11 protein-coding genes and 2 pseudogenes are annotated in these 12,250 nt (G+C 72.0%); 5 read left to right on the forward strand and 8 right to left on the reverse strand.

All coding sequences use genetic code 11. The features are described 5' to 3' along the window. Nucleotides 1-10: 10 nt before the first annotated feature. Nucleotides 11-460: a PPOX class F420-dependent oxidoreductase gene (locus tag ACWCQS_RS36375; RefSeq protein WP_450985323.1), complete on the reverse strand. Its 450-nt coding sequence runs from the start codon at nt 458-460 to the stop codon at nt 11-13. A gap of 175 nt (nt 461-635) precedes the next feature. On the opposite strand from ACWCQS_RS36375, the gene ACWCQS_RS36380 reads away from it, so the two are divergent. Further along, complete coding sequence (locus ACWCQS_RS36380; RefSeq protein WP_451008435.1) at nt 636-1,859, forward strand: serine hydrolase domain-containing protein; 1,224 nt, start codon at nt 636-638, stop codon at nt 1,857-1,859. 57 nt (nt 1,860-1,916) lie between these two features. On the opposite strand, the gene ribA is transcribed toward ACWCQS_RS36380, so the two are convergent. Continuing rightward, nucleotides 1,917-2,588: a GTP cyclohydrolase II gene (gene ribA / locus ACWCQS_RS36385; RefSeq protein WP_451008436.1), complete on the reverse strand. Its 672-nt coding sequence runs from the start codon at nt 2,586-2,588 to the stop codon at nt 1,917-1,919. A 38-nt stretch (nt 2,589-2,626) separates the two neighbouring features. Between ribA and ACWCQS_RS36390 the strand changes: the two genes are divergently transcribed. Then, entirely contained in the window at nt 2,627-3,415 is a 789-nt protein-coding gene (locus ACWCQS_RS36390) for a creatininase family protein (RefSeq protein ID WP_451008437.1), read from the forward strand. A 224-nt stretch (nt 3,416-3,639) separates the two neighbouring features. On the opposite strand, the pseudogene ACWCQS_RS36395 reads toward ACWCQS_RS36390, so the two are convergent. The 5 genes and pseudogenes from ACWCQS_RS36395 to ACWCQS_RS36415 form a co-directional block, all read right to left on the reverse strand. After that, a pseudogene (locus ACWCQS_RS36395) lies at nt 3,640-4,779 on the reverse strand (lysylphosphatidylglycerol synthase transmembrane domain-containing protein); the annotation flags it as partial. After that, a complete protein-coding gene (locus tag ACWCQS_RS36400; protein WP_451008438.1) occupies nt 4,776-5,990 on the reverse strand; it encodes a class I SAM-dependent methyltransferase in 1,215 nt (404 codons plus the stop codon). The gene ACWCQS_RS36400 and the pseudogene ACWCQS_RS36395, both read right to left, overlap by 4 nt. After that, nucleotides 5,987-7,174 (reverse strand): glycosyltransferase family 4 protein, encoded by a 1,188-nt coding sequence (locus ACWCQS_RS36405; RefSeq protein ID WP_451008439.1) that lies wholly within the window; start codon nt 7,172-7,174, stop codon nt 5,987-5,989. Before ACWCQS_RS36405 ends, ACWCQS_RS36400 begins: the two co-directional genes overlap by 4 nt. After that, complete coding sequence (locus ACWCQS_RS36410) at nt 7,171-7,569, reverse strand: 6-pyruvoyl trahydropterin synthase family protein (RefSeq protein WP_388627085.1); 399 nt, start codon at nt 7,567-7,569, stop codon at nt 7,171-7,173. The genes ACWCQS_RS36405 and ACWCQS_RS36410 overlap by 4 nt, the downstream gene beginning before the upstream one ends. Before the next feature lie 111 nt (nt 7,570-7,680). Next, the gene (locus ACWCQS_RS36415; protein WP_451008440.1) at nt 7,681-8,670 is read right to left on the reverse strand and encodes a dehydrogenase; all 990 of its coding nucleotides are present in this window, start codon (nt 8,668-8,670) and stop codon (nt 7,681-7,683) included. 107 nt (nt 8,671-8,777) lie between these two features. Between ACWCQS_RS36415 and ACWCQS_RS36420 the strand changes: the two genes are divergently transcribed. Then, nucleotides 8,778-9,539 (forward strand): CDP-alcohol phosphatidyltransferase family protein, encoded by a 762-nt coding sequence (locus ACWCQS_RS36420; protein ID WP_451008441.1) that lies wholly within the window; start codon nt 8,778-8,780, stop codon nt 9,537-9,539. Between the two features lie 169 nt (nt 9,540-9,708). Here the strand turns inward: ACWCQS_RS36420 and ACWCQS_RS36425 are convergent, their stop codons facing one another. Then, nucleotides 9,709-10,065, reverse strand: coding sequence for a hypothetical protein (locus ACWCQS_RS36425; protein WP_451008442.1), 357 nt, complete (start codon nt 10,063-10,065; stop codon nt 9,709-9,711). Nucleotides 10,066-10,078: 13 nt separating this feature from the next. Here ACWCQS_RS36425 and ACWCQS_RS36430 point away from each other — a divergent pair. Both ACWCQS_RS36430 and ACWCQS_RS36435 read left to right on the forward strand, forming a co-directional pair. After that, nucleotides 10,079-10,707: pseudogene (locus tag ACWCQS_RS36430) on the forward strand (3'-5' exonuclease); the annotation flags it as partial. A gap of 562 nt (nt 10,708-11,269) precedes the next feature. Continuing rightward, nucleotides 11,270-12,181, forward strand: coding sequence for a YceI family protein (locus tag ACWCQS_RS36435; RefSeq protein ID WP_451008443.1), 912 nt, complete (start codon nt 11,270-11,272; stop codon nt 12,179-12,181). Nucleotides 12,182-12,250 lie beyond the last annotated feature (69 nt).

The following is a 12,250-nucleotide window of genomic DNA, read 5'->3' on the forward strand; positions in this document are numbered from 1 at the left end:
CGGGGGCGGGTCAGCGCTTCGGGATACCGTACGCCCGCTCGACGTGCAGCCGCACCACCAGACGGCGGTCGCGGACCATCGCGGCCCGGTAGTCGTCCCAGTCCGGGTGTTCGCCCTGCACGTCCCGGTACAGGCGGATCAGTTCCTCGACGGTGTCGTCGTGCGGGTCCTGGGCGACCGGGGAGAGTTCGGCCGTGCCCTCGGCGACGGTGAACGCCCAGCGGTCGGCGCTGGTGACGTGGTAGGAGGCGCGGGGGTCGCGGCGCAGATTGCGGGTCTTCGCGCGGTCGTCGGTGACGGAGATCCGGATGACGCGCTCGTCGGGGTAGTAGGCGTGGTTGACGTTGGACAGCTGGGGGCGGCCGTCGCGTTTGAGGGTGACCAGGACGCCGGCGTCGCCTTCGGCGAGCAGTTCGAGCAGCGCGTCCTGCGTGGGGGCCGAGGTGGAGTCTTCGCTCATGACACGGTCAACTCAATGGAGCGGGCCACGCATTCCCGCGGCCTTACTGCGTCGCATCGATCACAAACACCGCTGATGAACGGGTCCATGGTGGGGTTCCTGGGCGACGATGAGCAGCGGGTGCGTCACGGCGGGCAGCCGGGCGCATCGCGTTGCAGGCGACGGGAGGAGAGCGATGGCACGGCTGCGGCAGGAAGTCGACCCGGGCGAGGCGGGGCTGGACGTCAAGGCGCTGGACCGCCTGGACCGGCAGATCGCGCACTACGTGGACGAGGGGCGGCTGCCCGGCTTTCTGGTGGCCCTCTCGCGCGGCGGCCGGGTCGCCCACCTCACCACGTACGGCCGCCGCGATGTCGCGGCCGGGCTGCCGGTCGAGGCCGACACGCTGTGGCGCATCTACTCCATGACCAAGCCGGTCACCGCGGTCGCGGTGCTGCTGCTGGTGGAGGAGGGCAGGCTGCACCTGGACGACCCGCTGGAACGTCATCTGCCGGTGTTCGCCAACCCCCGTGTGTATGACGGAGGTTCGGGCGCCGACATGCGTACCCGCCCGGCCGCCGGCCCGATCCTGATCCGGCAGCTGCTCACCCACACCGCCGGCCTGACCTTCGGTTTCTACTACAAGCACCCCGTCGACGCGCTCTACCGGGAGTCCGGCCTGGAGTACTCGGTGCCGCCCGGCGCCGATCTGGCGGAGACGGTCGAGGTGTACGCGCGGATGCCGTTGCAGTTCGACCCGGGCACGCAGTGGAACTACTCGGTCGCCTCGAACGTGCTGGGCCGGGTCGTCGAGGTGGTGTCCGGGCAGCCGCTGGACGCGTTCTGCACCGAGCGGATCCTGCGCCCGCTCGGCATGGCCGACACCGGTTTCCATATCGAGCCCGAACAGGCGGACAGACTCGCCGAGTTGTACGGCGAGACCGAACAGGGCGGCATCGAGCCGGTGCCGGGGCTGCCGGTGCGCGGCCGGCCGAGGTTCCTGTCCGGCAGCGGGGGGCTGGTCTCGTCGGCGTACGACTTCCACCGGTTCATGGAGATGCTGCGCCGGGGCGGCGAACTGGACGGCGTACGGCTGCTGTCCGCGGACAGCGTCGGCATGATGACCCGCAACCAACTGCCCGGCGACACGACGTTGCGCTCCTTCGGCGCCCCGGCTCACCAGGAGCCCGGCAACGACGGGCTCGGCTTCGGCTTCAACGTCTCGGTGGTGACCGACCCGTCCCGCACCCTGGCCCCTTCCAGCCTCGGCACGTACGGGTGGACCGGTGCCGCCACGACCGCGTTCTGGGTCGATCCGGCCCATGAGCTGACGGTCCAGTTCATGACGCAGGTACGTCCGAAGACGCTGAAGATCTTCCCGGCGCTGCGGCGGCTGGTGCACGAGGCGCTGATGGACTGACCGCGGGGGGCGCCCGCCGCCCGTGGGGGGAGGCGGCGGACGCCGGAGCGGCCGCCTTCAGGAGCCGTGGGCGACGGCGTCCAGATGGGGCAGGATGTGGTCCATCCGCTCCCGCTTGGTGCGCAGATAAGTGATGTTGCTCTCGCACGGCTCGATCAGCAGCGGCACCTGCTCGGCGACCTGGATGCCGTGCCGGACCAGCGCCTCCCGCTTGCGCGGGTTGTTGGACATCAGGCGTACCGAGCGCACCCCGAGGTCGCGCAGGATCTGAGCCGCGATGCCGTAGTCGCGGGCGTCGACGGGCAGGCCGAGCGCGAGGTTCGCCTCCACGGTGTCCAGGCCCTCCGCCTGCAGGGCCATGGCGCGCAGCTTGGCGAGCAGTCCGATGCCGCGGCCCTCGTGGCCCCTCAAGTAGACGACGATCCCGCTGCCTTCGGCGACGACGGCACGCAGCGCGGCCTCCAGCTGGTCACCGCACTCGCAGTGCCGGGAGCCGAACGCGTCGCCGGTCAGGCATTCGGAGTGCAGCCGGGTCAGCACGTTCTCGGCGCCGATGTCCCCGTACACCAGGGCCACTTGTTCGTCACCGCGGTCGTGGTCCAGGTAGCCGATCGCCTGGAACTTCCCGTACACGGTGGGCAGCGGTGCATTCACGACGCGTTCCGCGCCCGAACGCCGCGGGGACTTCTTGCCGAGTACGCCCGTGTTGACGCCGGATTTTTCTGTCATGATCTGATTCCTAAGCAGAGACGAAAGGCCGTGAAACGATGAGTGGTTCGGGCGCGCGTGCGGCGGCAGGTGGGGAGACAAACAGCGTGGCGTACGGTGTGTTGCCGACGGACACCACCGAAAAGGTACGGACGCGGGGGGCGGGCGTTTCAGCACAGGTCGCCGTCCTTCCCGTGGGCAGTTTCGAACAGCACGGTCCGTTCCTTCCGCTGGCGACCGACACGCTCGTCGCCTGCGCCGTGGCGCGGGAGATCGCCGCCGCGTACCCGGTGCACCTCCTTCCTCCGGTGACGGTCTCCTGCTCGCACGAGCACGCGGACTGGCCGGGGACCGTCAGCATCTCCGCCGTGACCCTCCATGCGGTGGTCTCGGACATCGCGGCGTCGCTGCGCCGCTCGGGCGTCGACGCGCTCGTCGTGGTCAACGGGCACGGCGGCAACTACGTGCTCGGCAACGTCGTCCAGGAGGCCTCCGCGCGCGGTGAGCGAATGGCGTTGTTCCCGGCCGTCGAGGACTGGGAGTGGGCCCGGGAACGGGCGGGGGTGCGCACCTCGCTGCTCACCGACATGCACGCGGGGGAAATCGAGACCTCGATTCTTCTGCACGCTCATCCCGAATTCGTCCGCCCTGGTTACGAGTCCGCCGATTTCACCGCTGACGACCGTCGTCATCTGCTCACAGTGGGAATGTCCGCCTATACCGAATCGGGCGTCATCGGCCGTCCTTCCCTGGGGTCGGCGGAAAAGGGGAAGGAACTGCTGGCGAGCCTGGCGGAATCCTTCGAGTCGTATTTCGCACTGCTCACGTCCGGGGCGCGGCGCGGGTAGTCCTTCGCGGGCGCGGTGGCCTGTCCCGGCGCGTCGCCCTGTGCGGGCGCAGGGTGCTGCGCCGGCCGCGGACGGTCCGGCGCGGAGACCGGGTCGGGGTCCGTCGGTTGGGGCGCGGCCTTGTCCAACTTGGCGGGGTCCGTCGTGGCGGGGTCCGCCATGGCGGTGTCGGCGCGCAGGCCGGCGTACCAGCGCACGGCGAGGACGACGGCGCCGGGCAGGCTCGCCACGAAGCTCAGCACGCCGTACACGACGGCGACAGCGACCCCGGTGCTCGCACCGAGCCCCGCGGCGCCGAACGCCCAGGCGGTGACGCCCTCGCGGGGCCCGAAGCCGCCGACGTTCAGCGGCAGTCCCATGGCGACTAGGGCGAGGACCGCGAGCGGCACCAACTGCGCGGCGGAGGCGGCGGAGCCGGCGACCCGGGCCGCCACGACGAACATCGCCACGTGCCCGGCCAGGACGACGGCCGAGGACAGCGCGATGCCCGGCCCGCCCCGGCGGGAGAACAGGCCCTGGCGCGCCTCGCCGAGGGCGGTGCGCAGGCCGCCGGCCCGGCGGGCGGACGCGTGGTTCATCCGCACGGCCAGGGCGACGGCGAGCGCACCGGCCAACCCGAGGGCGACCAGCGGGGCGAAGTCGCGGGCCTCGGCGCGCACCGGCGACGGCAGCGTCGGCAGCACCACCACGGCGAGCACGGCCAGCGCGAGCTGCCCAGCGACGCGTTCCAGTACGACGGCCTTCACCCCGCGCCGCAGGTCACCGGCGCTCTGTCCGTGCCGGACCGCCCGGTGCACATCGCCCAGGATCCCGCCGGGCAGCGCAGCGTTCAGGAACAGCGCCCGGTAGTAGTCGGCGACGGCGGGGCCGAGCGGCAGCCGGATGCGCAGCCCTTGAGCCACCAACTGCCAGCGCCAGGCGCTGAGCACGGTGGTCACCACGCCGATGCCCAGCGCGGCCAGCACCGTCACGGCGTCGATCCGCCGCAGCCCGTCGACGAGCACGCCCGTACCCAGCCGCCACAACAGGGCCCCGAGGATGACCGCCCCGGCAGCCGTGCCGAAGTGCGTCCGCAGCGCACGCAAGCGCGGGCGCCGGGAGGCGGAGGCCTGCGGGGGTTGCGAGGGCTCGGGGGTGGATTCAGCAGCCGGCGGTACCGAGAGCGAGGGCGACGACGGCTCCGGGTGCGATGACGGTCGTTCAGCCTGCGCCGTGCCCCCACGCGGCACACGCGTGTGGATCGTGCCGGCACCGTACACGCACACATCCGCCGGACCGCCGTCGTGCCCGCGCACGTGGCCCCTTGCCGGATCGTGCACGCGTGCGTGCGCCGTGCCGGAGGGCGTCACCGGCCGCGAACTCATGACGCGCCGCCCGTCGGCCGGGGCAGGGCCAGCAGGTCGCTGTGGTGGACCACGACCCGCAGCTCACCGGCCGCGCAGGCGGCGAGCCGGTCCCGCAGATACCGCTCGGCGCGGTCGTGCAGTTCGGGCCGTTGTTCCACGGCCGCGCCCACCCAGCCGCGCAGCCACTGCTCGGTCAGCGCCGCCTGTTCGGGGCCGAGCCGCCAAGGGCTCGGGTGCACGCTTACGGCGGCCCCGCGTGCGGCGAACGCCTCGCAGGCCACGGTGACCGCGTCCGGGCCGAGCAGCCCGGCGCGCCGCTGATGGGCGTTGAACGCCTCGGCGATCTCCGTGTCCAGCGGGTCGGCGGGGGTGAGTTCGACGCGTCCGGCGACCGACAGGGTGAGCAGCGCGGGGCAGCCGGCCCCGGCGCAGGCGTCGACGAGGGTGCCGATCTCCTCGCGGGTGAGCACGTCGAGCAGCGCGGAGGCGGTGACCAGCGAGGCCCCGGCCAGCGCGTCCGGCGTCAGCCGGGCGACGTCACCGCGCCGGGTCTCGACGGTGACGCTGCTGCCGTCGGCGGCGGAGTGCGGGGAGCCCACGGCGGCGAAGTGCAGCAGGTAGGGGTCGCGGTCGTGCAGGACCCAGTGCTGGGCGCCGTCCAGGCGGGGCGCGAGCCAGCGCCCCATGGAGCCGGTGCCACAGCCCAGGTCGTGCACGGCGAGCGCGCCGGTGCGGCCCGGCAGGTTCGCCAGCCGGATCCGCAAGGGGTCCAGCAGGTCCTGTGCCCGGGCGGCCGCATCGGCCCCTTCCCGCAGCCTGAGCCATTCGGGCGCGTACCGGGGCGCTTCCTCGGGTTCGCCGTGCCGCAGCCGTACGGTGGCCCGTTCACCGGGTCGGCCTACGGGTCCGGCCCCGGCGACGACCGAGGCATCCGTACCGCGCTCCCCGTCGTCGGCAACGCCGTCGAACCGCCCCGCACCGCTTCTCCCGGACACCGCCTCTCGAACCGGGGCCCCGGTACCGTTCGCCGCCCCGAAGGCGCCGTCCCTCTCCGCCGTACCGGACGCCTCCGAAGCCGTCGGGCCGCCCGGGACGCCGGGCTCCTCGTGACCGGCCTCGAGTGCCGGGTTCCGCTCGTCCTCGGCCCTGCGCACGGGACCCACCTCCCTCGGTCCGGCCTGGGCCGGGATCGACGCCATGCCGTTCGTCGTGGTCTCCTGCGCGGTCATGCCGCCCTCCTCGGAGCTTCGGGGAGCCGTGCGAGGACTCCGGCCAGGCTGCGGGCGGTGGCGGCCCAGCCGTCGAGCGCGGCGCGGCGGCCGCGGGCGGCGGACTTGAGCCGGCGGCGTACGTCGGGCTCGCCGAACCAGCCGCGCAGTTCGGCGGCGAGCGCGCCGGGGTCCTCCGGCGGGACGAGGATGCCGGGCACCCCGCCGTCGGGGGCGCGGCCGACGGCCTCCGGCAGTCCGCCGACGTCGGTGGCGAGCACCGGGATGCCGCGGGCCAGGGCCTCGGTGACCGCCATGCCGTAGGTCTCGGCGTAGGAGGTGAGGACCATCAGGTCGGCGGCGGCGTAGGTGGCGTCGAGGTCGGCGCCGGAGCGCGGGCCGGTCAGGTGCAGCCGGTCGGCGAGGCCGTATCCGGCGATCGTCTCGCGCAACTGTGCGACGTACGCGCGATCGTGGCCGAGTCCGCCGACCAGCTCGCAGGTCCACGGCAGGTCCCGTACCGCCGCGAGGGCCTCCACGAGCCGGTGCTGGCCCTTGCGCGGGGTGACGGCGGCCACGCACAGCAGCCGGGAGACGCCGTCGGTGCCGGGCGCGAGGGGCGCGATGTCGGCGCCGGGCGCGGCGACATGCACCCGTTCGGGGGCCAGTCCGTGATGGGAGACGAGCCGCCGTACGGCCCAGTCGCTGGTGGCGATGACGGCGGGCGCGGCGCGCAGCACGGCGCGTTCGCGGGCGTCGAGGTCGGCGGCGACGGCCGGGGCGAGGCCCGTCTCGTCGCCCAGCGGGAGGTGGACGAGCACGGCGAGGCGCAGCCGGTCGGCGTGCGGGGTGACGACCTCCGGGACGCCGCAGGCGACGATCCCGTCCAGCAGTACCACCGCGTCGTCCGGCAGGTCCCTCAGGATGCGGGCGAGCTGGTCGCGGGCGGCCTGGTCGGGGCGCGGCCAAGTGCCGGGCGCGGGGTGCCGGGTGACCTGCCAGCCGAAGCCGGGCAGGTCCAGGCAGACCCGGCGGTCGTAGGCGTTGCCGCCGCTCGGCGCGGCCGGGTCGTCGATGCCGCCCGGCAGGACGAAGTGCACGGTGCGCAGGGACATGGGGATGATTCCGGCCTTCTCGACGGCGGCGGCTGTGAGCTGCGCCGGGACGTAGGACAGCCGTGACCGCTCCGTGGTCGCCCCGGTCACAGGCCACGCTCGTAACTCGCCCAGGCGATGTGCGACTCGTGCAGGGTGACGGAGATGCCCGCGAGGCCCTTGGCGCCCTCGCCGAGCGCGCCCTTGTGGACGCGTTCGGCGAGCCGGTCGGCGATGACCTTGGCGAGGAACTCCGTGGAGGTGTTGACGCCGGCGAAGTCGGGCTCGTCGTCGAGGTTGCGGTAGTTCAGCTCGGCGGTGATGAGGCGCAGTTCCTGCGTGGCCAGGCCGATGTCGACCACGATGTTGTCCTCGTCCAGCTGCTCGCGGCGGAAGGTGGCGTCCACGAGGAACGTTGCGCCGTGCAGGCGCTGCGCGGGCCCGAACACCTCGCCGCGGAAGCTGTGGGCGATCATGATGTGATCGCGGACGGTGATGCTGAACAACGGACGACCCTCCAGGTACGACGCGTCTGGTCCCCCTGTCCTTACCCGCCGGGGGATGCCGTGTAGTACGGCTCTTCGGTTCCCCGTGTTCAGCCCACTCTCACTCTTTTCTCAGGTCAGGCCCGTCCCGGCGTACCGGATCCGGTGGCACAGGGCGGGGATCTCGCCCGAGGCGAGCCTCGGCATGACGTCCGGGAGTTGCTCGAAAGCGCTCTCCCCGGTGATGAGCGCGTCCAGCGCAGGGTCGGCGAGCAGGTCGAGGGCGAGCGCCATCCGGTCGGCGTAACCGCGGCCTGCGCGGGCGGCCGGGGAGACGGTGCCGACCTGGCTGCTGCGCACGGTGAGCCGGCGGGAGTGGAACGCCTCGCCGAGCGGCAGGGCGACGCGCCGGTCGCCGTACCAGCTCAGTTCCACCACCGTACCCTCGGGAGCGAGGAGTTGCAGCGCGCGGGTGAGACCGGCCTCGGTGGCGCTGGCGTGCACGACGAGGTCGCAGTCGCCGAGGGCGGAGTCGGGCGCCGCGAAGTCCACGCCGAGCGCCTCGGCGGTCTTGGCGCGTTCCGGGTCGGCGTCGACGAGCTGCAGCCGGACGCCGGGGAAGCGGGCCAGCAGGGCGGCCACCGAGCAGCCGACCATGCCGCCGCCGACCACCGCGATCCGGTCGCCGATCAGCGGCGCCGCGTCCCACAGGGCGTTCACGGCGGTCTCCACCGTGCCGGCGAGCACGGCCCGCTCGGCGGGCACCCGCTCGGGCACGACGGTCACGGCGTTCACCCGAACGACGTAACGGCTCTGATGCGGATACAGGCAGAAGACCGTACGCCCGACCAGCTCGGCCGGTCCCTCCTCCACCTCGCCGACGCTGAGGTAGCCGTACTTCACCGGGCCCGGGAAGTCGCCCTCCTGGAACGGCGCCCGCATCACGGCGTGTTGGCTCTCCGGCACCCCGCCACGGAACACGAGCGTCTCCGTGCCGCGGCTCACCCCGGAGTACAGGGCGCGCACCAGGACCTCGTCCTCGGCGGGCTCCGCGAGGGTGATGTCGCGCAGCTCACCGTGGCCCGGTGAGCGAAGCCAGAACGCGCGGGCCGAGCGGTTCATCGGCATCCTCCTGAACAGTAGGGAAGTTGTTCACGTACCGAGAAGTGCACAGGCCGCGCACAGTACGCGGCGTTGATCGACTCTGTCACTCGGCCGGAGGGTGTGCGGTGGCCCTGAACAACACGTATGACGCCAGGCCTCAGCAGGAGACCGCGGTGGGAGCGGGCATCCAGCTCCTGCTGCTGGCCCTGCTCGGAACGGCGATAGGCATGGGGCCGGCCGGCTGGCTTACGGGCCTGGCGTTCGCGTTCGCCACCTGGGCGGTCCTTTCCCGGGCCCTGCACCGCTCCTGCCTGCGCACCTTCGGCCCCGCCAACCGCGTGACGCTCGGCCGGGCGACCCTGGTGGGCGGAGTGACCGCCCTGGTCGCCGACTCCTTCGAGAGCGCGCCGCCGGTGACGTTGCTGGTCGGCCTGACCGCCGTGGCACTGCTGCTGGACGGGGTGGACGGCAAGGTGGCCCGCCGCACCGGGACGTCGACCGCGCTGGGCGCGCGCTTCGACATGGAGGTGGACGCGTTCCTGATCCTGGTCCTGAGCGTGTACGTGTCCACGCAACTCGGTCCGTGGGTCCTGCTGATCGGCGGCATGCGCTACGCCTTCGTCGCCGCGGCCCGGATCGCCCCCTGGCTGAACGCCCCCCTGCCGCCGTCCTTCGCCCGCAAGACCGTCGCCGCGATCCAGGGCATCGCCCTGCTCCTGGCCGGCGCCGAACTCCTCCCCCACCTGGCGAACCTCGCGGTCGTGCTCGTCGCCCTGGGCTCACTGCTGTGGTCCTTCGGCCGGGACGTGCGGTGGCTGTGGCGCACCTCGCGCATCTCGGTGGAGGCGGCGACCGGGGGGAAGGTGCTGGAGCTGGTGGGGCGTTGAGCGACGGCCTCCGGCATCGGGAAGGGCCCGGACCGGTTTGCCGGTCCGGGCCCTTCCCGGTCTGAAGCGGCGCGATCGCCGGGCATGGGGCCCGCCTTCGCGCCGCAGGTGTGTAAGGCTCCACAAGCGTGGCGTCAAGCAGGCGGAGCTCGAACAGTCGTGACATCGTCTACCGGAGGCTCTGCAACAGCTGCCCTGTGACGGTGACGATCCAGAAGGACCATCCGTTGCGATTCGGATTGACGTGCGGATTGAGGGCGCGCACCACGGCGACTGCGGCCCCGCTCGGGGTGTCGTACTCGCCGCGGCCAGGTCCGGCGGGAATCGTCACCGTGCGAGAAGAAGGGTCGTAGTAGGTGTTGACGCGGCGGCTTTCGTAGATCGCGTAGATCTCGACACCATTCTCCGTGCGAAGCTCTTGCACTGCTGTTCCGACGAGCGTGGGCGCGGCCGGGTCCTCTGCGATCACCTCCTCGTCCGCAGTCAGTGCGCTGGTACGGCCGCGCGCTACCGCGAGGAGACTCATGAGGCGCAGGACAGCCTTCGGCATCAAGACAACGGGGCGGTCGGTGAAGCAGCGCAAGAACTACCGCAGCACTCAGGAGATACTTCACTGCTCCACGGCCCTGCTCGTCGGCCGGCCCATCGCCCAGCTGGAGGACGAGCGCCGCGACGAGACCCTGCTCGGGTTCCGCTCCGCGCTGCACGGCGACGGGCCCGCCGTGCAGTGTGCGAAGACCGGGGACGAGGAACTGGATGCCCTGGTCGCCCAGGTGCGGGCGTGGACGGGGGCCGGTGTCGGCGCCGGGGAGATAGGCGTCAGCACAGCACCAGATTCAACAAGACGTGCGCCAGGACCGTGGCCCGCCTCAAGGCCGCCGGCATCCCCGCCGCAGCGCTGCGACCAGTCGACGCCGCGGGGGAAGCGGAGGCCGTGCGAGTCGGGACCATGCACTCGTTCGAGGGTCTGGAGTTCCGCTGCGTCGCGGTGATCGACACCAACGACGGCGCGCTGCCCTTCCCGAAAGCGGTCACGCCGCCAGAGGCGGACGCCACGCAGCTCGGGACGGACCTGATGTCCGAACGCTGTCTGCTCTTCGTCGCCTGCATCAGGGCTCGCGACAGCCCGTACGTCTCCTGGTCCAGCGAACCCCATGGCCGTCGGTGACGGCCTCGGCCCGGTACTCCCGCGAGGGGACGACGGCGACAAGACGCCGCCTGGCCGCCAGCATGTGTTGGCGATGGTCCGGGGTGCGCTGACCCGGTCCGCCATCTCCACACACAGCTTGTCGTGCTCGAAGAGCACCTCGCGGCACATCACTCCGGCGGCAAGCGGTTCCCCGGAGCGGGACCTGGGTCCGCCTCCCGTCCAACCGCCGGCGGCAGGTTGCGGCGACGGTGGATGTGTGGTGTGTGTGGCGACATCGCGGGCAGTGCGTGAACGTCGCGGCAGTTCCGGTCCCCTTCCCCGCAGCAGCGATGCAAAGCGCGAACCCGAAACACCTTGGCAGCGCCTGTAGTTGAGGCCATACGCCGTGGCCGAGCACTTCAGAGAGCCTTGCTGCGGCTCCGGCACAAGTGAAGCACTGCTCCCCACCGCCTGCCCTATGATCGTTGAATAGTAAATCTCATCGCGCCTGCAACCAGAACCTGGACCATCTCGGTGACCACGAACGCCGACAGATGAGCGGGCCTCGCAGTGGTGACAGGCGTGAAGAAAGGTGCACAGCATGGCCCTCGGACTGCTCCGACGTCGGCGTTCCCGCGGTGCTTCCGGTGCCACGGGTCTGTCGGTACCGCTGCCGGCCGGTGCGGGCGCTTACGGCTGCGAGGTCGTGGATCCCCTGGGGCAGCCCATGGGCGGTGCCGAGGTCACGGTGACCGCGCTGGACAGCCACCGCGTCGTGACTCGCGGCACCACTGACCCGTACGGCCTGTTCATGGTGACGCTGCCGCCGGGCTCCTACAGCGTGATGGCCGTGTCGGAGGGGCTCACGCCCGCCCGCGAGAACGTCGACATTGCCGACGGGCTCGTCCACTCCCTGGCCCGTATCGCGCTGCTGCCCGCCCGTCAGCTGGAACTTCCGCCGCCCGGCACCTGGTTGTTCGACCCACCGCACACCGCGATCCGATTCATCGCCAAACACGTGGGCATGGCCCACGTCCACGGCCGCTTCACCCGTTTCGACGGCGGCATCCGCATCGCATCGGACATGGCCGACTCCCAGGTGTCGGTGCGCATCGACGCCTCCAGCATCACCACGGGCAACAAGACCCGCGACAACCACCTCCGTTCCGCGGACTTCCTCGACGTCGAGCGTTATCCGTACATCGACTTCGCCAGCACCCGGTTCGTCTACCGCGGCGGCTCCAGGTGGACGCTGAACGGCACGCTCACCATGCACGGCATGAGCCGGTCCGTGAGCCTCGACACGACGTACCTCGGTACGGTGAACGGCGGTTACGAGCAGGAACTCCGCTGCGCGGCACTGGCGAAGACGGAGTTGCACCGCGAGGATTTCACTCTCAACTGGCGTTCGATGCTGGCACGCGGCATCGCGGTCGTCGGCCCGACCATCCAGCTCGAGTTGGACGTCCAGGCGATGTACCGCACCCCCGAGACCCCCACACCCCCGGAGTAGCCGATTGGCCCGGACCTCGCCCGCTGCCCGGCCGGAGCCCTGGTCCCTACAAACCGGGGGCCCGCCCGG

It is taken from the genome of Streptomyces sp. NPDC002076, assembly GCF_053593835.1.